The 21,219-nt window shown below is 49.3% G+C and carries 21 protein-coding genes; 5 read left to right on the top strand and 16 right to left on the bottom strand.

The genetic code is table 11. The features are described from left to right. Positions 1 to 25 precede the first annotated feature (25 nt). Positions 26 to 1,075, top strand: a complete 1,050-nt coding sequence (locus K7P76_RS22330) for a SepM family pheromone-processing serine protease (RefSeq protein ID WP_309244789.1) — start codon at positions 26 to 28, stop codon at positions 1,073 to 1,075. A gap of 105 nt (positions 1,076 to 1,180) precedes the next feature. Here the strand turns inward: K7P76_RS22330 and K7P76_RS22325 are convergent, their stop codons facing one another. The 3 genes from K7P76_RS22325 to K7P76_RS22315 form a co-directional block, all read right to left on the bottom strand. Beyond that, positions 1,181 to 1,984 (bottom strand): collagen-like triple helix repeat-containing protein, encoded by an 804-nt coding sequence (locus K7P76_RS22325; protein WP_232187534.1) that lies wholly within the window; start codon positions 1,982 to 1,984, stop codon positions 1,181 to 1,183. 181 nt (positions 1,985 to 2,165) lie between these two features. Continuing rightward, a complete protein-coding gene (locus K7P76_RS22320; protein ID WP_232187533.1) occupies positions 2,166 to 3,833 on the bottom strand; it encodes a stalk domain-containing protein in 1,668 nt (555 codons plus the stop codon). Between the two features lie 75 nt (positions 3,834 to 3,908). After that, positions 3,909 to 4,652, bottom strand: coding sequence for an IclR family transcriptional regulator (locus tag K7P76_RS22315; RefSeq protein ID WP_232187532.1), 744 nt, complete (start codon positions 4,650 to 4,652; stop codon positions 3,909 to 3,911). 218 nt (positions 4,653 to 4,870) lie between these two features. On the opposite strand from K7P76_RS22315, the gene K7P76_RS22310 reads away from it, so the two are divergent. Together K7P76_RS22310 and K7P76_RS22305 are read left to right on the top strand one after the other, a co-directional pair. Beyond that, entirely contained in the window at positions 4,871 to 5,902 is a 1,032-nt protein-coding gene (locus K7P76_RS22310; RefSeq protein ID WP_232187531.1) for an alpha/beta hydrolase, read from the top strand. Positions 5,903 to 5,988: 86 nt separating this feature from the next. Beyond that, a complete protein-coding gene (locus K7P76_RS22305; protein ID WP_232187530.1) occupies positions 5,989 to 7,242 on the top strand; it encodes a Fe-Mn family superoxide dismutase in 1,254 nt (417 codons plus the stop codon). Between the two features lie 64 nt (positions 7,243 to 7,306). Here the strand turns inward: K7P76_RS22305 and K7P76_RS22300 are convergent, their stop codons facing one another. The 5 genes from K7P76_RS22300 to K7P76_RS22280 form a co-directional block, all read right to left on the bottom strand. Then, a complete protein-coding gene (locus K7P76_RS22300) occupies positions 7,307 to 8,383 on the bottom strand; it encodes a Gfo/Idh/MocA family protein (protein ID WP_232187529.1) in 1,077 nt (358 codons plus the stop codon). 103 nt (positions 8,384 to 8,486) lie between these two features. Then, the gene (locus K7P76_RS22295) at positions 8,487 to 10,082 is read right to left on the bottom strand and encodes a methyl-accepting chemotaxis protein (protein WP_232187528.1); all 1,596 of its coding nucleotides are present in this window, start codon (positions 10,080 to 10,082) and stop codon (positions 8,487 to 8,489) included. A gap of 29 nt (positions 10,083 to 10,111) precedes the next feature. Further along, positions 10,112 to 12,136, bottom strand: coding sequence for a chemotaxis protein CheA (locus K7P76_RS22290; protein WP_232187527.1), 2,025 nt, complete (start codon positions 12,134 to 12,136; stop codon positions 10,112 to 10,114). A gap of 14 nt (positions 12,137 to 12,150) precedes the next feature. Continuing rightward, positions 12,151 to 12,579 carry a chemotaxis protein CheW gene (locus K7P76_RS22285; protein ID WP_232187526.1) on the bottom strand — a complete coding sequence of 143 codons (429 nt, stop codon included), beginning with the start codon at positions 12,577 to 12,579 and terminating at the stop codon, positions 12,151 to 12,153. 17 nt (positions 12,580 to 12,596) lie between these two features. Next, positions 12,597 to 13,253, bottom strand: coding sequence for an HD-GYP domain-containing protein (locus K7P76_RS22280; RefSeq protein ID WP_232187525.1), 657 nt, complete (start codon positions 13,251 to 13,253; stop codon positions 12,597 to 12,599). 152 nt (positions 13,254 to 13,405) lie between these two features. Here K7P76_RS22280 and K7P76_RS22275 point away from each other — a divergent pair, with 152 nt between their 5' ends. After that, positions 13,406 to 14,386, top strand: a complete 981-nt coding sequence (locus tag K7P76_RS22275; RefSeq protein WP_232187524.1) for a tyrosine-type recombinase/integrase — start codon at positions 13,406 to 13,408, stop codon at positions 14,384 to 14,386. 349 nt (positions 14,387 to 14,735) lie between these two features. Here the strand turns inward: K7P76_RS22275 and folE are convergent, their stop codons facing one another. The 7 genes from folE to K7P76_RS22240 all read right to left on the bottom strand — a co-directional run bounded on the left by folE (position 14,736) and on the right by K7P76_RS22240 (position 19,750). Beyond that, on the bottom strand, positions 14,736 to 15,329 hold the full coding sequence (gene folE, locus K7P76_RS22270; RefSeq protein WP_232187523.1) for a GTP cyclohydrolase I FolE: 594 nt from the start codon (positions 15,327 to 15,329) through the stop codon (positions 14,736 to 14,738). 12 nt (positions 15,330 to 15,341) lie between these two features. Beyond that, positions 15,342 to 15,620, bottom strand: a complete 279-nt coding sequence (locus K7P76_RS22265) for a YneF family protein (RefSeq protein ID WP_232187522.1) — start codon at positions 15,618 to 15,620, stop codon at positions 15,342 to 15,344. A 121-nt stretch (positions 15,621 to 15,741) separates the two neighbouring features. After that, the gene (locus K7P76_RS22260; RefSeq protein ID WP_232187521.1) at positions 15,742 to 16,764 is read right to left on the bottom strand and encodes an HD-GYP domain-containing protein; all 1,023 of its coding nucleotides are present in this window, start codon (positions 16,762 to 16,764) and stop codon (positions 15,742 to 15,744) included. A gap of 94 nt (positions 16,765 to 16,858) precedes the next feature. Further along, complete coding sequence (gene queG, locus K7P76_RS22255) at positions 16,859 to 18,049, bottom strand: tRNA epoxyqueuosine(34) reductase QueG (protein WP_232187520.1); 1,191 nt, start codon at positions 18,047 to 18,049, stop codon at positions 16,859 to 16,861. 11 nt (positions 18,050 to 18,060) lie between these two features. Then, on the bottom strand, positions 18,061 to 18,654 hold the full coding sequence (gene lepB / locus K7P76_RS22250) for a signal peptidase I (protein ID WP_232187519.1): 594 nt from the start codon (positions 18,652 to 18,654) through the stop codon (positions 18,061 to 18,063). Then, complete coding sequence (locus tag K7P76_RS22245; protein ID WP_232187518.1) at positions 18,651 to 19,232, bottom strand: DUF402 domain-containing protein; 582 nt, start codon at positions 19,230 to 19,232, stop codon at positions 18,651 to 18,653. Before K7P76_RS22245 ends, lepB begins: the two co-directional genes overlap by 4 nt. Positions 19,233 to 19,327: 95 nt before the next feature. After that, entirely contained in the window at positions 19,328 to 19,750 is a 423-nt protein-coding gene (locus K7P76_RS22240) for a GNAT family N-acetyltransferase (protein WP_232187517.1), read from the bottom strand. A gap of 395 nt (positions 19,751 to 20,145) precedes the next feature. On the opposite strand from K7P76_RS22240, the gene K7P76_RS22235 reads away from it, so the two are divergent. Continuing rightward, positions 20,146 to 20,757: a superoxide dismutase gene (locus K7P76_RS22235; RefSeq protein WP_232187516.1), complete on the top strand. Its 612-nt coding sequence runs from the start codon at positions 20,146 to 20,148 to the stop codon at positions 20,755 to 20,757. A gap of 160 nt (positions 20,758 to 20,917) precedes the next feature. On the opposite strand, the gene K7P76_RS22230 is transcribed toward K7P76_RS22235, so the two are convergent. Then, positions 20,918 to 21,190 (bottom strand): hypothetical protein, encoded by a 273-nt coding sequence (locus K7P76_RS22230; protein WP_232187515.1) that lies wholly within the window; start codon positions 21,188 to 21,190, stop codon positions 20,918 to 20,920. Between the last annotated feature and the right edge of the window lie 29 nt (positions 21,191 to 21,219).

The raw sequence follows: 21,219 nt of genomic DNA, 5'->3' as shown, positions 1-21,219 counted from the left end.
TTAGCAGAAACGGAGGCGATCCCGGATCGTTACGACTAACAAACATTGGATTCGCCGCAGTTGGCCAACCCTCCTCACCGGATTAATCTTATTCGCGATCGTGGTTACTCTGTTTATCCCCGTTCCTAAAGTGATCTATCAAGCGGGATCCGCAGAACCCGTTCATCCCAGAGTCGAAACGGGACACAAGCTCGATGAGAAAGGCGCTTTGCTGTTCACGACGGTATCAACCCGCTCGCGCCCTAACATATTTCAAGTTTGGTATGCGCAAGTGAATCCGCGGATGGAAGTCAAATCGCAGGAGGAGGCAACCAGCGGCGCGACGAACCTGACCGCTTATCGGAATTTGCTTTCCTGGATGCGCGACAGCTCGGAAAATTATGCGCTTATTGCCGCTTATAACGTCATTAACAAACCCATCGACGTCAAGGAGCAAGGCGTTATCGTGTATAATTTGCTCCCTGAATCGAAAGCCCGCGAGAATGGCTTGCAGGAAGGCGACATTATTAACAAAGTAGACGGCAAGGAAGCCAACACCGTCAAAGAGCTTTCCGCTTATCTTTCCGCGAAGAAGGCCGGAGATAAAGTAACCGTATCCGGCACCCGGGGCGACAAACCGTTCGAAGCGACGGTTCCCCTCATCAAAATGCCTTCCTCCAACCGGATCGGAATCGGTTTTCAGAACGATACGGTATTAAAGGTAACGCCTCCGGATCCCGTGAAGTTCGATTTCAATGACACGGGCGGACCGTCCGCGGGGTTGATGATGACGTTGGAGATCGTCGCGCAGCTGACCGGGGATGACCTGTCACGCGGGTATCGAATCGCAGGCACCGGCACGATTAACGCTGACGGCAATGTCGGCCTTATCGGAGGCATTAATTACAAGCTCATGGCAGCGGACAGAGAGAAAGCGGATTATTTTCTAGTTCCGTACAACGAGAAAAATCTGTCTAACTGGACCCTAGCCGAGAAAACGGTTAAGGATTTGAAATTGTCGCCTAAACTAGTGAAGGTTTCGACTCTTAAAGAGGCGCTCGATTTTCTCAGAAAGCTTGAAACCAAAAAAGGATAAAAAATGTTTGTCAAAAGCGAGTGCTTGGTACAGCCAAATAAAAACTATAAGGCATTCCCGCAAGCGATTGGCTTGCGAGAATGCCCCTTAATGCGAACCTTCGATTTACTCTACCTCGATAATGTTGTAAAACAAATCATTTACTTCGAAATTGCCGTCGCTTGCTATCAACCCGAAACTAAAAGTTGCGGACCCTACAATGTCGGTAGCATCCAAAATGTATGTCAAATTCATGTTTATCGAGTCCGCGAGACTAGGTAGCTTCATTACAGATAAATAAGCGACAGATACGCCATCTTTGCGCAACAAAAGATAAAACGTGTTATTCGCAATATAAGAAAGGGGCCGAAGGCTCATATCAATCTTATATTTATGCCCTCCTTGGGCCACTAGGGGTATTATCTCATTGAAAGTTAATGGCAATGCTGCTGAGAAATCCTTACTTTGCTTATTCCCATAGCCAACCAATTTGGCACCCGCTCCCGGATCTCCTTTCGAGCCCTGAGGACCTGCACTCCCCGGCGCTCCGTCCTTACCATCCTTGCCGTCCGCACCATCATTGCCGTTTGCACCATCCTTCCCTGCCAGCCCTTGAACTCCCGGTAAACCTTGCGGCCCTTGCAACCCGGCAGGACCTTGCGGTCCGGTTATGCCTGTAGCGCCAGGTACGCCTTTGTCTCCCTTGTCTCCTTTGTCACCTTTGGGACCGACTACGTTCCACGAAATTTTCTGCTCTTTCTTGTCGCATGAATCTCCCTTGCCGATGAGCTGCAAATCTCCATTTTTCTTCACGCAAGCGTAAATGGTTTCACCATTACCCGGCCAAGATGAAGCATACACACTGATTCCAGAAAACAGGACAACGACGATACTAACAAATAAAAGCAGCCTCTTTTTGCTAATGTACATAAGATCATCCCTTCGATGTATGATACGTTTTGTATCAACTATATCGTATGATCAAACTTTCACTCCTGCAATACTCTAATTATTGATTATTGACAAAACAAGAAAAGCCTCCAAACCACTCTTGAAGTGGGATTGAAGGCTTATTTTATGGTGATATCCATCGCTAGTTAAACGCTTGCCATTATTTCAAGATCATAGAAATGACTTGTTTGGTCGAGTCGATCTTCATGGTACCTCCGAACTGCTTTACCAACCAATCGGCAGGGATGACCCAATCGTTCCCCTTCTTCAAAATGGCAAAAGGTAAGTTGGAAGCCTTATCGTTAACCACGCCTTGAGCGCTGTTCAGCTTTAAGACAACCTTATGCTTGCCCCGGGTTATTGTTGCCGTCTGTTTATTTTTGTCCCATGACACCTTAGCGCCGAATGCTGTGACCGCATCGCCTAGCTGTAAGGCAACCGAAGCTCCCCTAATCTCCGGCTTAACGGTTAAAGTGACGGCTTTGCCGTTAACTGACAATTGATAGGCTGCAGGAATCGTTTCCGGCTTAGGGGCCGCGCTTCCGAAACCGCCGATTGATGCGGGAATGGAACGATTTGCATTCGTACCGTCGCCTAATTGAGAGTAATCGTTCTTACCCCAGGTCCAAACACTTCCGTCTTTACCGATTGCAGCACAAATTGCGCTAGCTCCCTCGATTGCGGTGATATCCGACAAACCCTCAACCTTTGCCCAGTTGTAGCGTTCGCGAACACCCGATACTCCAAGCTGCCCGGATTCATTATCTCCATGCGTCCATACCGTACCATCCGGTTTCAGCGCTAAGAAGGATGGCTTCACAAAAATTGCAGTGGTATCTTGAATGGCTGAAAGGCCTTGCAACTCTTGGGTTTCAGTTGGCTGCAGATGAACGGGTATTTTGTCTCTGGTTGCAGGATCGGTAGGATTTAAACCTTTGGATTCCAACAACGCTTGTCCCCATTCCAAAACCTTACCGTCATTTAAAAAAGCAACTGCCGTGTAGCCAGTTGTATCTAATCGAACGACATTCGTTAGCCCTGGTACATGAACCGTAGCTGGTGGGCCAGATCTTTTGCCATCGCCCAATTGACCATATTCGTTATACCCTTGAGTCCATATTGTTCCATCACGTGAAAGAACCGCAAGCAGTTGTCCCTTGGTTGTTACAGATACTGCATTATTAATGAATTCGTTTTTTTGAGGGGTAAGCTTTTTCTTCTCTGCCTCAACATTCATTCCGGAGTAGGAAAGACCCATGTAAGAATCACCCCAACTCCACAACGAACCATCACGATCCCAAGCAATAACTCCGCCATATGTGGCGGACACTCCAATGATACCCGTTAAGTTCGGAACTTGTTGCGGTTGAAAAGCATTTCGATCTTCCGCAATATACCTTGCTCCTCCACCGTTTTCAGCCGTATAGGACGTAAAAGAACCATCACCTAGCTGTCCTTTAGAATTGTCTCCCCATACCCAAACGGTTCCGTCCTTGCGAAGCGCCACGGTATGGTTAATACCGGCGTCGATGTCTATAACATTATCGATTCCCATTACTTTAACAGGTATTTTGGATTGTTTAACTGATTTCCCTAAACCTAACTTGCCTAATGAATTATTCCCCCAAGACCATACTGTTCCATCTTTAGCTACAGCGACACCGTGGAACGCCCCAATGGCAACATCTACAATGAACCTGCTGCTGTCTTCAGTGGCTGAAACCTTCTGCAAGTCCGTACTCCCAATAAACGTTAATACGGACAGCAGAAGGATCGACCATTTCATTAAGCCTTTTAATTCTTTCTTCTTCTTGCTTTCAGACTCCACTAGCGAACTCAACCCCGTTCTACTTGGTAATAAATCCTTTATCTAGTCTTATATCGGAAATGACTGGTTGGAAATTTACCCCAAAATCGTACCCATCCGATGGGCCGCTTCTATAATCGCGGGAGCGTGCTCGTGCATCCGATCCGGGGTTAGGCGATTGGACGGGCCCGACACCGATAGGGCCGCGACCATCTTTCCTGAACGATTGAATATGGGCGCCGATACCGCAGCGGCGCCTGGCTCGCGTTCCTCGAAGCTGGTCGCATAGCCGGCCGCGACGATATCATCCAACTGCTTGCCGAAGGCCTCTCGGTCAAGATGCGCGGGCCAAGCCGCATCCGCCATAACGACTCCACGAACGCCCGCTTCCGCAAAGGCTAGAAGCACTTTGCTGGAAGCGCCGACGGACAGCGGAAGTCGCGCGCCTACCGTTGCCACCCGACGAATGGCTTGCGTGCTTTGCACCGCCTGTATTCTCACGCGTTCATTGCGGTCCCGAACATATAAGCTAACCGTCTCGCTTAAGCGATCCCTTAGCCGTTCCATTTCCGGAAGCAGCACGACGGAAGGGTCGTCTGAACGGGACAAGTTCGCAGACAACTCTAGAACGCTTAAGCCAAGCTTGTATTTCTCCGTTGCGGCGTCCCTCGCCACGAATCCCTTATCCTCCAATGTAGCCAATAGACGGTGTACGGTACTCTTATGAAGGCCGATACGACCTGCGATTTCCGTCAGCCCCCATTCATGGCCCGAGGCGAAACATAAGAGCACGTCCAATGCCCGCTCGACCGCACGAACCGTTCTTTTTTCCTCTTCCAATGCGTTTCCCTCCTCCGCCAAGCTAGTTTCACTACATGAAACTCTGTTACGCCTAGTATAACGCAAACCCGGCAACTCGTAAATGTTGGAAGCGCTTTATTACAAATTGATTACGGACTGCTTACAAGTCGCAGAGGCTCATTGACGGTATAGGGCTTGCGCTCTACGATAAGATTAACTACTCTCCTAGAGCACTACCAAAAGCGAGGCGAACCCCCATGACAACGTTGTCGACGCCCCTTCCACTTGCCGGCCCAGCAGCTTATCCGGCGCCCGAAAGATCCCCCGAACGAACGATACTCCAGAAAGCTGGACGTCTCGCGCTTAACCTTTTTCTCGCCGTCTCCTGTCTGCTTATCATTCTCTTTCTAGTCCTTCATGCCTATGTCGCTTGGGCACTCTCTCATCCAACCGTCGCCGGCCTAGTTTCCAATCCGATGCTTGCCAAGAATCTAGTATACTCGGACGTGACTTTCGCAAGCGCGGATAATCGAACTTTGGTCGATGGCTGGTGGATTCCCGCTCACGAAAGCCGGCAAACGATCATCCTGAGCCATGGGTATGGCGCTAACCGGGAAGAATCTTGGGTTCCGATGTATGATCTGGCCGATCTGCTGCATGGCTTGAAGTACAACGTCCTTATGTTCGATTATGGCTTTGCGAGCAAGACGCACACCACTCCCGCAACCGGCGGGCGAATCGAATCGCAGCAGCTCCTTGGAGCGATCCAATTCGCGCGTAAACAAGGCAGCGACGAGCTTATCGTCTGGGGCTTCTCCATGGGAGCCGGCACTGCTTTGCAAGCCGCGCTGCAATCCGTACAGGTCGATGCGATGATTCTTGACAGCACATTCCTGCCGAATGACGATACCATGTATCGCAACATTCGCAATCAGGCAAACATTCCGAGGTATCCGTCCGTCTCGCTCATACGCTGGTTTTTCCCTATGATGAGCGGCACTCGGCTGGAACAAATTCCATCCGCCCAAGTCCAGCAAACGGCCTATCATTTCCCGATAATGCTCATTCACGGTACCGCCGACGACAAAGCCCCGACATACCTCTCGGAAAATGTGGCCAAGGCGCAAACGAATACTTTATCCGAGCTATGGATCGTCCCGGGTGCCATTCATGAAATGATATACCGCACTCATCCCTCCGAATACGTACAACGGACGACAACCTTCCTTGAACGCGTGCATTCGGAAGTATCGGCTAAGCTTCAACGGACGCAACTGGCCCGTGCCTAAATCTATAGTCATGATACGACCCTCCTCACGCATACGCTTGGTACGAGGATTACTTCGGCACAAGCGATAACGGGGAGGATTTTTGTATGCGAGCGGAAAATGGAAATGTCATGCAGCTGAGATTGTTGGAGGAAATTGCATACTGGAAAATACAAGAGCTTGAGCATACGGTCGTCGTTCGCTCCCTCGTTCCGGAGCTCGAAACTCCATATGTACAATGGCTGCAGCAATGGGAGAATGTTTTCGCGAAGACGCAGGAGTTCGCCCAGCGGGCCAGAGGCCTAGCCCTGTCTGCTCCCGATCGGTCCCTTCCCGCGGAATGGGCTGCAGCCCTTCCGAAGCTGGTAGAAGACTCGCTCAGTCAATCCAAGGAATTCAGCCGCCAGCTGCAATTGCTGCCGGAGCATAGCGCTGCGATCGGTCAAACTCGGGATTCATCGATCGCTCTAGACTACATCAGGCGCCAGCCCGAATATTCCAACAGCGTGATCGAGCAATTGGAGCGCTCCGGGGCCATTAGCCAAGTGCGTTCCCAAGACGGTGAAGATGACAGTCCCGAAGGCTATGGTGGACCGGAGCCGGCGGATACCGCTGCGCGCCCGGCCTTGGACAAAGTTCTTGAAGGAAAGACGGAACGTCCGGAAGGAACGTGGTCGGATCCAATTCCGATGGGGGATATTGGGCAGCAAGATGTTAATGCTTCGACGGTGAACCCGGTGCCGATCGGCGGGCATAAGCTACCCCCTCTTCCGTATTCCTACAAAGCGTTGGAGCCTTACATCGACGAGAAAACAATGCGAATCCATCACGATAAGCATCATCAAAGTTATGTCGATGGACTGAACACAGCCGAGAAAAAGCTGGAGGAAGCTAGGCGGACCGGCGATTTCGATCTGGTGAAACATTGGGAGCGGGAACTCGCTTTTAACGGGGCAGGGCACTATCTGCACACGTTATTCTGGGACGCGATGTCACCGAGAGGCGGCGGAAAGCCAAGCGGTGCGATGCTCGAGGGAATCAACCGCAGCTTCGGAAGTTATGATGCGTTCAAGAAGCAGTTTACGGAAGCCGCCAACAAGGTTGAAGGCGGTGGATGGGCGATTCTCGTATGGAGTCCCCGCAGCCATCGGCTTGAAATCTTGACCGCGGAGAAACATCAGAACCTGTCGCAATGGGACGTCGTTCCTTTGCTGCCACTGGACGTATGGGAACATGCTTATTACTTGAAGCATCAGAATGAACGCGCCGCCTACATCCGCGATTGGTGGAACGTCGTGAATTGGCCTTATGTAACGGAGAGGTATGCCAAAGCGCGAACGCTGGAGTGGGTACCTTATTGACATTCTGAATGGTTTACGAAAAGAGCAGAGGGCGCCCTCTGCTCTTTTCATTATTAACTCTATTTTATAAGCTCCAGTCCAGTTTCACTTCCCCGCCCTTGCGGGAAGATTCATAGATGGCGTCGATGATCAAGTTGCTGCGCAACCCTGTTTCTGCGGATGTCCAAGGCGTTCTGCCCGTACGGACGCAATCCAGGAAATGACGGCTCAAGCGAACGCGCGCGCCTTCATCTTCCTCTGGCGCAACAAGCGGAACGTCAACCGTTTGGTCGAAACGCTCGGTAAGGAATTTACCCTCTCCGCCGCGGAGTACCGCACCGCCATCCGAGCCCATCAAGTGAAGGAATGGCGAACTATCGGTATCCATATGGACTGCCCAGCTGACTTCGAGCGTAAGCGAGGTGCCCTCCTCCATCTTGATGATAGCCGTCGCTAAATCCTCAACGTCGTAGATTCCGTTCCAATCCGGCTTGCCCCACGAACCGATCCCTTTTTTCCGCGGACCAAACTCGGCGTAGGTCGAACCATAGACCGATACCGGCTTTGGCTCACCCATGAGGAAGAAAGCTAAGTCCAGCATATGAACGCCGATATCGATAAGCGGCCCGCCGCCGGATTGACCATGCTGGGTAAACCATGTTCCCCAGCCGGGAATGCCTTTGCGGCGATACCAGCCGGTTTTGGCCGTATAGATCTTGCCGAGCTCTCCGCGGTCGATTTGCTCCTTCACTTGCAGAGAAAGCGGCTCCCAGCGCATTTGGTGGGCGACCATTACCGTTTTGCCGGTACGTTGCTGCGCTCTTACGATTTGTTTGGCCGCTTCCGAATCGAGGCCCATCGGCTTCTCGACCAAGACGTGTTTGCCATGCTCGAGGGCAAGAATCGTCAAGGGCGCATGCGCCTGGTTAGGCACAGCTACGATGACGGCATCCACGTCTTCGCGGCGGATCAACTCTTCCGGAGAAGCGGATACGACGGGGATTCCGTATTGCTGCGCTCTTTGCTCGGCTAGAGGAAGGAAAGTGTCCGTTACCGCGACAAATTCACACTCTTCCTTCAACTTTCCGAACTCTTGCAAGTGAACGTTCCCGATATTGCCTGCACCGATCAAGCCGATGCGGATTTTTGACGGACTGGACATGGATTTCAATTCCTCCAATGATAGTGCTATTATAAGCGCTTAACACTATCATAATCCAGAAACCGTTCGAAGTGACATGACCATTTTAGCTTACTTCTTATGGTCATTTGTTGCCGATTCTGAAGATGGAAACCGCACGCTGAAGGTCTTCCGCGAGCACAGCCAACGATTGCGCGGTTGCGGCCGTTTCCTGGCTTGCTGCCGCGGCTTCTTCGGTTGCGGCAGATATGTTCTCGACGGCCTCTTGCACGGTGGAAGCTTGCGCAGCCTGTTCTTCGCTCGCAGCTGCTATTTCAGTCACCTTATGCCCTGCATCGTTAACCATTGATGCGATGTGCTTGAATGCTTCCCCCGTTTTCTGGGAAAATGCGGCGCTCTCCTGCACCGCCGATACGCTTTGCTTCGTATTTTCTTGCATTCCTTTAATGATTCCGGTAATTTGCTTGGTCGCTTCACTGCTTCTTTCAGCCAACTTCCGAACCTCATCCGCGACGACCGCAAATCCACGCCCCTGCTCCCCTGCCCTAGCTGCTTCAATTGCGGCATTTAGAGCCAGCAAATTGGTTTGGTCCGCGATATCCTCGATAACCTCGATGATGTCCCCGATTTTCTGTGAATCATCCTCAAGCCGCGACATCTTGCCGCTAACCGCATTCATGCTGTCCATGGACGAACGAATAACCTCTCCCCCGTCTTTGGCAACCTGCATCGTTGAATCGGACAGCTCAGACGCAAGCTCCGTATTTTGCGCTACGGAGTGTATGGCGCTGGACAGCTCCTTGAAGAGCTCGCTGATCGTTTGGGCAGCGTCGGCTTGATTCGCATTGCCGCTGGCGATTTCCTCGCTGCTAGCCGATATTTGCTGCGATGCCGCCGCGAGGCTTTGCGAATTAGAGAGGATGTTCCCGACGATCTGACGCAGGTTAAGTACCATCGTATCAATGGCTTTACCCAATAAGCCAATCTCGTCCTTCGTCTGTATATTCACGGTTTCTCGAAGGTCTCCATCAGCTACCTTGCTAACAAGCGCAACGACTCTGCTAAGCGGCTTCGCGATGACTTGAGATATGAAGTACCCAAACAGTATGCTAAGAATAACGGCGGCAACCAGAATAATGATTGTAACGTTGCGTGATGAATTATACAATTTCGAACCATCGTCCCGCGATTTGACCGCCTCAGCTAAATTATTTTCGACCAGCTTATTCAAAATATCTCTAACCTGGTTAGTGATCGTTTGGTATTCATTGTCAATTATATTTTTCATATCATCTAGACGGTTTGAATCTTTAAGGCTTACCGCAGACTCATAAATATCGAGATATTCCTTCCAGCCTTGATCGAAGGGCTGAAGCGATTGTTTGGAATTATCGGATAAATTCGTTTTTCTGAACGTGTTCATGGATTCATTAATTATTGTAATTTGTTCCTTATATTTAGCCTTTGTATCTGCAATAACTTGCTTGTCGTCCACCATGTATAGCTTGCGGAGACTGTTCCTCATTTCATTAAAGCTGATTTGGGATTGCTGCAGCGACTTCACAGCTATCAACTGATTATCGTACATGTCATTCAAGCTATTATTGAGTTTCCCCAGATTGTTTAAACCGTACATGCCTACGAAGGCCATAATTGCCGCAATGACCAAAAAGGAAGAAATAAGTTTGACGCTTGTTTTTAGGTTATAGAACCATTTCATATGCGTTCACCTCTTCTGATTTGTATGGTTCAGGCTCGGCCCATCATTCTAATGATGCCGCCAACCTCCAGTATTAGTGCCACTTTGCCGTTGCCTAGAATAGTCGCCCCGGCAACCCCTTCCACCTGTCCGACGAAAGCGCCAAGCGATTTAATAACGATTTCCTGATTGCCGAGCAGCTCGTCCACCGCCAAAGCGTACCTTTTCTCCGCTCTGCCGATGATGACCACAGGTATATGCCTGTTCCCTTGTGTCTGCTTGGGATAACCCAAACAATCATGAAGCCATACGAGCGGAGTAACTTGATCGCGAATCGTGACGATAGGAACCCCTTTAACGTAACGAATCGCTTCCGGCTCTATCCGGACAATCTCAGCCACGTTGCTCATCGGTATGACAAAGGTGCTATCGCTGATTTTCACCATCAAACCCGTAATGATTGCTAGCGTGAGCGGCAGCCTGATTTTTACGGATGTCCCTTTACCTATGACCGTGTCAATCTCTATTCGCCCATTCATTTTCTCGATGCCGGCACGGACGATGTCCATCCCCACCCCTCTGCCGGAAACGTCGCTTACTTGGGAAGCGGTAGAGAGACCCGGGTGGAAAATGAGGTCTATCGCCTCCTTGTGCGAATACAGTTCCGCTTCGGCAGAGGTAATAATGCCGCGACTCACTGCTTTCTGCAACAGCCTTTGCGTATCGATCCCCGCGCCATCATCTTCTACGACAATCAGCACCTGATTGTCCTCATGCGAAGCGCGGATAAGCAGCTTGCCCTTGTCTGGTTTTCCTAGGTTTCTGCGCACGGATGGAGCTTCAATTCCGTGATCGATGGCATTGCGAATTAGATGTATGAGGGGGTCGCCTATCTCTTCGATTAATGTCCGATCGAGTTCCGTTTCCTTGCCTTCAAGGACAAGCTCGACTTCTTTATCCAGGGATTGCGACAAATCGCGAATCATACGAGGAAATCGATTAAACAACTGCTCAATCGGAAGCATCCTTACCTTCATGACGCTTTCCTGCAATTCTCCGATAATACGGGTAAAATGATCCGACAACTGCCCCAAATCCTGAACCGTATCATCTACTCCGAATTTAGTCGTCAACTCCTTCTCCATTTGCTTGATGCGGGTTTGATCAATGACCAATTCTCCAACGAGATTCATTAATTGCTCCAGTCGGTCCACATTCACACGGATGGATTGAACTCGTGATTTCTCTGGATGGGCAACCGCGGGAGCGGTTACAGGGTTAACCCCATCATCATAATTGACGCTGTCAGACGCCTGTGCTGCAGGGGCCAGCTCGGAGAGGCTGCAATTCCTTAACTGCACAGTATCCACATCGAACCAAGACTTGATTGTTGCGTCCAATATCTCCTGCTGTTCCGATGAAATCACTAGCCAGTTCGCTATCGCTTCTGTCGTTTCCGCTTCATTTTCAGACGCTTGCGCCTTCTCAGACCACACGACGGTCGCAAGCTCTCCGAGCAACGACTCGATAACATGAAATCTAGCCGTTCTCATCTCGCATTGATCTTGCAAACGGACACGAACCCAGAATATTCGTTCCCCGCCCTCTACTCTTCGGTTTAGCGATTGCCAGTCATCGTCGGACAAGTTCAATTGACTTGCATAATCTAACTGCTCAGACTGTTGGTTAAGGATAACCCAGTCCTCTTTACGCAGTTCGGCAATCAGATCGTCAATGGCAGATATCTCTTGTTTCGACGAAGCAATCTCGGATCGCAGTTCCTTCATTCTATCCACGCACCGGAAAAACAAGGTCGCCATCTCAAGAGTAAGAGAGCATTCGCTATTTCTTACCTGTTCGAGAATATGCTCCATATTGTGCGTCAGTTGTTTCATTTTCTCGTATCCCATTGCTGCTGAAGACCCTTTTAACGTATGCGCTGCTCGAAACAGCCGCTGTATACCTTCCAAGGATTGTCCCGATTTCTCAAAACGGAGAATCTCTTCCTCCATCAATTGCAACTGCTCGTCCAATTCTTCCATATAGAGAGATTGATATTCAGTCATATCCACCATTGTGTTTTCCCCCTCTATTCCCGCAGCAGCACTTCATCCAGCTTGAGAATGCCGACCAGTTCGTCTTTGCTGATTCCAATTCCGACGAAATAAGAGCCGTTAATCCCCCCCACTCGTTCTGGAGGAGGTTGGATATCGGTAAACGTTGTCACCTTGTTCACCCTATCCACGATAATGCCTACGGATTCTTCACGATGATTCACGACAACGATTCGTGTCGATTTCGTTAAGTCGCCTCCCTCCAATGCGAACAAACTTCTTATGCTTATTACCGGAACGATTTTCCCCCTTAGATTAATGACTCCTTGCACGTACGACTGACAGTTGGGAATTTCCGTAATATCCAACATTCGAATGATTTCGTGGATTTCCGAAATGAGTATGGCGTAATTCTCTTTGCCGATGCTAAATTCTACGTACTGTTCTTGACCAGAACTCTCCACTCCGATTCCCCCTTAAATTATTCTATGAATACCCGGCATTCGTTAACTTTCCCGGAAAAGGCATACATTTTGATCACCTCGTCCTCAATCAATTTGAACCTTTCTACAATGAACGGATCGAATTGCGTCCCGGAATTTCTCTGCAGCTCTCCCATCGCCTCCCACACGGTTTTTCGCTTACGATAAGGTCTTTCCGAAAGCATGCTGTCGAAAGCGTCGATCACCGAGCATACTCTGGCGAGCAATGGAATTTCTTCCTTCTGCAAGCCCTTAGGATAACCTTTCCCATCCCATCGCTCATGGTGATGCTGGACAAGCTGAATAATTTTTGCATCTAACGCTGAGCCGTTCTCCAGCATCTCCACTCCTAATTGAGGATGCTGTTTCATCATTTTCCACTGTTCATCGGTCAATGACATGTCTTTATCCAATACTTCCAGCGGAATCAGGATTTTCCCCAAATCGTGAATAAAGCAGCCCCTAATGAGATTGGTGCTTTCCGTCGAATCCAATGGCAATGCGATTGCCAACTTCTCTCCAAGCAATGCCACACGAACGCAATGACGGTAAGTTTCCGCATGCTTTCGCCGCAATATCTCCATCCAGCGAAAGACGTCGGAATTTTGTCCGAAATTTCGAAACAAATGACCAGCAGCCGAGAAAGACCCTCTCATGCATAACTTCCTCTCTCCAGATGTCATAAATTCCCGGTAAATGAATGGAGAAATCAAACCGATATAGTGGTCGTGAGAAAACAGTAAAAAATGTCCACAAACTAGGAGGTCGGACAATAACTGTTATACGACAATCGAAGGAGGAAATTAGAATGAGTATCAGAACATTAGAATCGATTAACCTCTCGTCGGATGACCTCAGCCTCAAGCAAATAAATCAAGAAGAGTACGGGGACGATCAAATCGTGGAAATGTTTCTGACGGTATGCGGGCATTCGATCCATACTCTGAAAAATTACAGAAGGGCAATATATCTTTTCAGATCTTTTGTACCGAACATCCCGCTTAAGGATATTACTTGGAGAGAAGTGGAGGCTTACAAAGTGGGATTAATGCGCGGCGTTTCAAGCTACTCCCAAAAGCCTCTTGCCCCAGCCAGTGTCGCGGCTCTTATTGCGCCTCTCAAATCTTTCTACAAATGGGGCAATGGTGCCGATATTGGATTTTTCCCTCGAAATCCTACGACTTCGGTTCGCCTGCCTCAAGTATTGGTTACAAGCAGGAAACATTTTCTCACTAAAAAAGAAGTAGGGCTTCTACTCGATAGGCTCCACCAGCAAAACAACCGAAATTATTTGATTGGACTTTCATTGGTCACTTTAGGTTTACGGGTATCGGAGCTTTCAAACATCAAATGGGAGGATTTTCATGCGGATGCTGCGGGGAGTTCGATATGGCTGCAAGTCGTAAAAGGAAAGGGCGGAAAAACCAGGGACGTTAAAATTCCTAAAAGCCTTTGGCGTTTATTTGAATTATACAGAAAATATCAGGAATCGATCTCAGTTACGACCTCATCTTCTTATGTTTTTGCCATCTCGCCTCGGCAAATTGAAAGAATCATTATGCGGGCCGGCCGGCAAAGCGTATTAACCAAACATCCAACCCCCCACTGGCTTCGTCATACGAATGCAACTTTAGCTTTGCTGAAAGGAGCCTCCCTGCAACAGGTTCAGGAAACGCTTGGGCACGCACATATCAATACGACCCAGCGTTATTTGCACACAGTTGAACAGCTTGAAAAAGCCGCTCCCGATTTTGTGGAAGAATCGTTATTAGATTTCATCCAAATGTAGATTAATGGATATTTTTTTATAAACTTGATGAAATATGTTGATAAATTGTAACTTTTGACCTAAAATTCATTAAAGAATAGAAATAATTAGGAGCTATCCAAACGTTGGATATAGTTCGAATGTCGTATAACAGTTATTGTCCGACATCGATTTCAGCATACATTCGGGTGTGCTATAACCTCAAATTATATTTTGTTAATAATAACAAAATTATACATTATATTGCGAATGTAAATGGCCTTTTACAGTAAACCCCGATGGTTGCTGTCGATGGCCATTTATTATTTTGGCTGAGTTACAGAAAAAAAACGCCTGCGATTAACGCAGACGTTAATTCCATTATTATCGATTACCTCTTCAACAACTCAAGAAACTCCGAACGAAGCGCAGAGCTTTGTCGGAATTGGCCTCTGACAGCCGATGTGACCGTCTTGCTGCCCGGCTTCTTAACGCCGCGCGCGCACATGCACAGATGCTCCCCTTCAACGACTACCATAACGCCGTGCGGAACAAGCACTTCTTCCAGGATGTCCGCAATTTGCGAAGTAATCCGCTCTTGGACTTGCAGGCGGCGAGATACCGCTTCGACTAAGCGCGCAAGCTTGCTTAATCCCGCAATCTTGCCGCTTGGAATATAACCGATATGCGCTTTACCGTAGAAAGGCGCCATATGATGCTCGCATTGGCTGTAATAGACGATGTCCTTAACGATGACAAGCTCTTCATGCTGCTCGTCGAAAGTAACGCCAAGAACGTCTCTTGGATCTACCGCATACCCGGCGAATATTTCCTCATACATCCGGGTTACGCGGGCGGGCGTCTCAAGCAAACCTTCCCGCTCGACATTTTCCCCAATGAGCTTCAGGATTTCACGAACATGATACTCGACCTGCTCGCGATTGTTGCTAACGTGCGTATTAGCGTAATCTTTGGCTCCCGCCACGGCAATCCCCCACTATCTGCGAAACTTAGGATTATTTCTATTGTTCTGGTTAGAACTTGGGCCTGGTTTTGGACTTCCGCCGCCCGTGTTCTGATTTTTCATCATTTGTTGCGCTTTGGCCAGTTGCTGGCTGTTCATGTTATAGCCCATTTGCTTAGCCATCTTCTGAAGCATTTCCGGGTTGTTCTGCATCTTCGTCATTTGATGACGCAAATAAAATACCCCAACGATAAATCCGACGACTAAACCGACGATTAACGTCAGTATCGGAATTAAGTACGTCCACATCATGTAACGCCTCCGAAATTTCATAATAAAACCCCGCAAACGCCGCGATGCGTTTAGCAGGGCCGTTGTACTATGATAGCATGGCCGAACTGCGAGGCGCAAACGAAATCCGCTTGATTGCGGACTAGGATAATACGGCTTCTATGAAAACCGTCGGGTGCTGCGCCAGATCGATTTCCTTGAAGCCTACCGCTTCATCGCCGTCTTTATCGATAATGCGAACGATCGGTCTTCCCGGCAATCCCCGATGCTGCCCGACGACTACGCCTGTCTGCCGATTGGATAGTTTCACGGAAATTCCATTCGGATAAATCGAGACGATTCTCATGAATTGCGTCAATACTTCATGGTCAAGCAGCGTTCCCGACATCGCATTCAATCGCTCACATGCTTCGTGCGGCAACAAGATCCGTTCTTCTCCGGAATTAAAGAGAAGATTGTCATAAATATTCGCGACCGCGGCAATCTTGGCATAGATATGAATTTCCTCGCCCTTGAGACCCCGCGGCACTCCCGTCCCATCAATAGTTTCATGATGCTGAAAGGCAACGTGGGCAATAAGCAGACTGTACTCCCGCTTATTTTTCAGCAAATCGAATCCTCGCCACGCATGGTGCATACGCCCTTCTTGAACTTCGGGTGCATTTAGCTTGCCTATATCATGCAATAACGCGCCAATTGCTAATTCCTTCAGCTGTATCATGTTCAAACCCATGTTTAGCCCAAGCAGCGATGAGATCATGCATACGTTCATAGCATGCAGGAACATAGCATTATCGGCGGTGCGAATATCCGAGAGATGAATAAGAATGTTCTGGTTTCTTAATACGTCATCCAGCAGTTCATCGACGGTTTGTCCGATGGCCTTGGAACTGAACGTTTTGCCGGAACGCAGCGTCTCGAACATCTCGGACATTTGATGAATGACGGCCCGTTTCGTTTCGTCCGATAACATCTCATCTACTGAAATATCGCGATAAAGCGGGTTATCGATATAGATAGTCGTAACACCGATCCGCTTCAAGGTACTGATCATATAAACGGTCAGTTGCACGCCCGTAGACAGCAATATCGTACCGTTCGATGAAAATATTGTTTTACCCAGTATTTGACCCGGTTCGACCGTCTCAATGTCGACTAATTTCATCCCGTATCTCTCCTGCCTTTGCTTGGCGTTGTTTCATGGATGCCTTACTCTTATATTTCGGCACGACCGACAAATAAATTAATGCGCCGAACGTTTAATTACGTTGTATTTCCTCGGAAATAATCGATTGCCCCGCATGCGCCGACATTGCGCGTTCAATTGCGTTTCTCACATCGACATCTTCCTCGGGCGGCAGCGAGGTCCGCAAGCTTTCGATCGCTTCTTTTGTACCTATCCGACCAAGCGCCCAGGCTGCGGTTGCCCGCAATACGGGACGGGGGTCTTCCCGAAGCACCGCGACGACATCAGGAACGGATTCGGCATCGCGGAAATTGCCTAATGCGATAAGAGCGTTCCGTTGAATGGGTTTGCGCCCCCGCCACGATGCGGAGCCCGACCCGAATTTCTCGCGGAATTCACGGTTGCCCATCTTAAGCAACGGCCGCAGCAAAGGCTTGGCCACTTCCGGATCGGGCAGCAGCTCTTTATGATGGCGAATATCGATCTTCCGATTCACGGGGCATACGATCTGACAGGTATCGCAACCGTATAACCGGTTGCCGATTTTCACCATCATATCGTCTTCTACAAGCCCTTTCGTCTGCGTGACGTAGGAAATGCAGCGTTGCGCGTTCAGTTGTCCTGGACCGACAAGAGCGCCGGTCGGACAAGCATCGATGCAGATCGTGCAATCGCCGCAGCCGTCGAGCACAGGTTGGTCCGGCGGAAGCGGCAGGTTCGTGACCATCTCGCCCAAATAAACCCATGAGCCCAGCTCAGGCGTTATCGTCGAGCAGTTTTTCCCGCTCCAGCCGATTCCCGCTCGCTCCGCTACGGCCCGATCCGAGAGTGCCCCCGTGTCTACCATGGAGAGCATCTGCGCATCGGGAATCCTAAGCTTTATCCATTCCGTCAGCTTCCCTAACCGGCGTCTCAACGCTTGGTGATAGTCCTCGCCCCAAGCGGAGCGCGACAAAATTCCGCGGCGTTTGCCCGGCTCCGATACGGGGGCACCTTTGAGCTTCGACGGATAGGCGACGGCAATCGCGATAATGGAACGCGCCCCGGGCAACAGCAAAGCCGGCTCTGTTCGCTTCTCCAGATCCGGCTCTTCAAATCCCGATTCGTACCCAAGCTCGCGATGGCGGATGAGCCGCCCCTTCAATTCCAGGAACGGATCCGCCGATGCGACTCTAAGCTTGTCGATTCCAAGGCTTGCCGCTGCACCGATCATCTCTTCTTTGAATTGTCGCCAATAAGCAACTTCATCCCATGCGTCCCGCATCTTCAAATCGCTCACAGCTTAGCCCAACGACTAATCGGCCATATGATGAAATCCGCGCGGCCTTTGAACATCTCCTCCGGCACTTCCTTGAATACGCGGCTGTCTTTGCTGGCTCCCTGATGCCGATTGTCTCCCATGACGAAATAATGACCCGAGCTTACCGTAGTCGGGCCGAAATCCTGACCTTCTATTTTCACATCTGTATAGGATTCCACTTTTAATTCTCCATTGATATACAGTTGGCCGGCGCGAATCTCAAGCTTATCCCCTGGCAAGCCGATGATTCGCTTAACAAGAAACTCTTTGCGGTCAGGGCCCGTGTCGGGATCCTTCAAGATGACAACGTCCCCTCGGCTCAGACTCCCGAATTCCAAAGCGATTTTGTTAATAAATAACCATTCATGCTCATAAAGCGTTGGCTGCATGGAGTAGCTCTTCACAGTGGACAGTTGAAAGACGAAAGCTCTAAGAAGCAGTACGATAATAAAAGCCACGATCAGCGCTTTCGACCAATCCCACAATTCTTTGCGCCATCCGCTCAGACCTTGCTTCTGCACCGAACGCCTTCTGCTGCCAGAAGCTATCGTATCTGCTTGTTGTCTCATGGCTGCTCGTTCTCTCCTTCAGCGTTCAAATGTTGTTTCCACTGTTCATAATAGCGATGTACCTCGACGTCGCCAAAAGGGAAACCCTTCTTGGCAATGGCCTCTTGAAGAACTTGTAGTCCTGTCTCGACTTGGGCCTCCACCGCTTCGCTATATCGATATTCCGCTTTGTGGCGCAGGAATTCATCCCGGTCGAGCTCATACGAGGAACCATCGGGCAGCAGAACAACGTCCAAGTCGTAATCAATATAAGTCAGCACATTCCCGTAGCGGTAAGGAGGCGATGCTAAATTGCAATAATAACGAATTCCCTTGTCTTCGATAAGCGCCACGACATTATACCATTGCTCAGGTATGAAGAATGAAACCGCCGGAACTCTGCTAACCCATTCTTTGCCATCCGCTTCTATAATAGTCGTGTGATCGTTAAGTAATATCCATACAGACTGTTCCGCATGATGCGGATGAAGCCGAGTTCTTGGTACTTGCCAATTTTCGAGCCATACCCGGTGCAATGAACCATCATGTTTGAAGCTTTTAATCATAAGTCGCTCATATCGTAAATCCGCTTTCGTCATGATGCCACGCTCCCCGATACTATAAGAAAAGCATATCTCCCCGCCAAAAGCAATGGCGCAAAAGATATGCTTCCGAAGAGCCCTCCGCAATCGATTTAACCTGCTACAATCGAGAGCGGCTGCGTTAACCGGACGAAATCGATAGGTCGTAAACCAAGCGATTCGTAAAATGGCCGCAAAAGTTCGTTATGCTTGTCCCCTGCAATGAGAACCCTCAGCACGTTGCGCTGACGAAAACGGTTGTTCATGTTGGATACAAGAGCTCGTCCCACGCCTTGGCGTCTGAAATCCTTCTGGACGGCTACGCGGTATACATAACCCTTTTGTTGATCTATCGTTCCAATTAATACCCCAGCGATGCGACCTGCCGATTCCGCGACAAGCACCAACTCGCTATCCCAAGACAATTGACGTGCGAATGCACCCATTGTCTCTTCACAGCATTCTTCCGACAACACTTCTTCCAGAAGCTCTGCAACCGACCTGTAGTCTGACAATTGGAAAGAACGAATCTGCATGCTGTAAAATTCCCCCGGGCGAAAAAGTTTTACATCCAGTTAACGATCTCTTAATTTTACGACAATTTAGCGAAATTTCTAGCACTTTTATTAAAAAAACATAAATTTTTTTTGTAAAAACGATAGATAATAGGATGTAAACGCTTTAAACAGGACGGATGCTGTAGATTATTAAGGAGTAACGGGGTTAATTAGCGAAATTCGGATTTTTTTACGAGTTAATCGATTTCGAAATGGTAATAATAAGGAAGTTGTTGAACGACAGACCTTGTCATAACGACACGACTTTTGACTTTTTATACATCTATGTTGCTTTAATCAATTAGTTTTGGGATAATAATAAGCGTGAGCAACAAAAGCTACATATTAAAAACAATTACTAGGAGGTTTTTCTGATGGCACATGAATTGCCCGCACTACCTTATGCAACCGACGCACTTGAGCCGAACATTGATACCGCAACGATGGAAATCCATCACGGCCGTCACCACAATGCTTATGTAACGAATTTAAACAATGCATTGAAATCCGCTCCTGAATTGGAAAGCAAAAGCGTTGAAGACCTGATCTCCGACTTGAACGCGGTTCCGGAAAGCATTCGCACTGCCGTTCGCAACAACGGCGGCGGACACGCCAACCATTCCTTCTTCTGGAAAACAATCAGCCCAAGCGGCGGCGGACAACCATCCGGCGCATTGGCTGCGGCTATTGAAAGCGAGCTTGGCGGATTCGATAAGTTCAAAGAAACTTTCGCGGCTGCCGGCGCTACACGCTTCGGTTCCGGTTGGGCTTGGCTCGCGCTGGATAAAGGCGGAAAGCTGAAAGTGTACAGCCTGCCAAACCAAGACAGCCCGATCATGGATGGCGAAACTCCTCTTCTTGGCCTTGACGTATGGGAGCACGCTTACTACCTGAAATATCAAAACAAACGTCCTGATTATATCGCCGCTTTCTGGAACATCGTTGACTGGAACGCAGTCGGCGCGATCTACGACGCTGCGAAGTAATTTCTGACTATGAGCGATTATACAAAAGAGGTTGGGCAGGCGTCTTTGCGCCTCTGCTCAGCCTCTTTTTTGTCGCCCCCCGGCGGGGATCATGCGAGGGCACTTTATTGGCCTTCAACCAACCTCTCGCTCGTACTTGCCTCGATCACACGAGGGTACTTTATTGACCTTCTTCTTGTTCCGTGCGACTCCGTAAGTCCAGATCCACCAATGCAGCTTCGCCAAGGCCAAAAAACTGCCCTCGCCACCCGAAGATCCAGCGATGCAACTTCGCCAAGGCCAAAAAACTGCCCTCGCCGCCCGAAGATCCAGAAATGCAGCTTCGCCAAGGCCAAAAAACTGCCCTCGCCGCCCGAAGATCCAGCGATGCAGCTTCGCCAAGGCCAAAAAACTGCCCTCGCCGCCCGAAGATCCAGAAATGCAGCTTCGCCAAGACCCTCCCGAATAGTAATTAACGCCGTC

This window comes from Cohnella silvisoli, from assembly GCF_021190915.1.
Taxonomy (GTDB): Bacteria; Bacillota; Bacilli; order Paenibacillales; family Paenibacillaceae; genus Cohnella; species Cohnella silvisoli.
This window is presented reverse-complemented; position numbering and strand designations above follow the sequence as displayed.

Coding starts and splice junctions, on each gene's coding strand:
- K7P76_RS22305 (WP_232187530.1), top strand. CDS start 5,989: ATGCGAGCGGAAAATGGAAATGTCATGCAGCTGAGATTGTTGGAGGAA.
- K7P76_RS22300 (WP_232187529.1), bottom strand. CDS start 8,383: ATGTCCAGTCCGTCAAAAATCCGCATCGGCTTGATCGGTGCAGGCAAT.
- lepB (WP_232187519.1), bottom strand. CDS start 18,654: ATGAGACAACAAGCAGATACGATAGCTTCTGGCAGCAGAAGGCGTTCG.
- K7P76_RS22325 (WP_232187534.1), bottom strand. CDS start 1,984: ATGTACATTAGCAAAAAGAGGCTGCTTTTATTTGTTAGTATCGTCGTT.
- K7P76_RS22275 (WP_232187524.1), top strand. CDS start 13,406: ATGAGTATCAGAACATTAGAATCGATTAACCTCTCGTCGGATGACCTC.
- K7P76_RS22245 (WP_232187518.1), bottom strand. CDS start 19,232: ATGACGAAAGCGGATTTACGATATGAGCGACTTATGATTAAAAGCTTC.
- K7P76_RS22310 (WP_232187531.1), top strand. CDS start 4,871: ATGACAACGTTGTCGACGCCCCTTCCACTTGCCGGCCCAGCAGCTTAT.
- K7P76_RS22265 (WP_232187522.1), bottom strand. CDS start 15,620: ATGATGTGGACGTACTTAATTCCGATACTGACGTTAATCGTCGGTTTA.
- K7P76_RS22260 (WP_232187521.1), bottom strand. CDS start 16,764: ATGAAATTAGTCGACATTGAGACGGTCGAACCGGGTCAAATACTGGGT.
- K7P76_RS22235 (WP_232187516.1), top strand. CDS start 20,146: ATGGCACATGAATTGCCCGCACTACCTTATGCAACCGACGCACTTGAG.
- K7P76_RS22280 (WP_232187525.1), bottom strand. CDS start 13,253: ATGAGAGGGTCTTTCTCGGCTGCTGGTCATTTGTTTCGAAATTTCGGA.
- K7P76_RS22295 (WP_232187528.1), bottom strand. CDS start 10,082: ATGAAATGGTTCTATAACCTAAAAACAAGCGTCAAACTTATTTCTTCC.
- K7P76_RS22290 (WP_232187527.1), bottom strand. CDS start 12,136: ATGGTGGATATGACTGAATATCAATCTCTCTATATGGAAGAATTGGAC.
- K7P76_RS22240 (WP_232187517.1), bottom strand. CDS start 19,750: ATGCAGATTCGTTCTTTCCAATTGTCAGACTACAGGTCGGTTGCAGAG.
- queG (WP_232187520.1), bottom strand. CDS start 18,049: ATGCGGGACGCATGGGATGAAGTTGCTTATTGGCGACAATTCAAAGAA.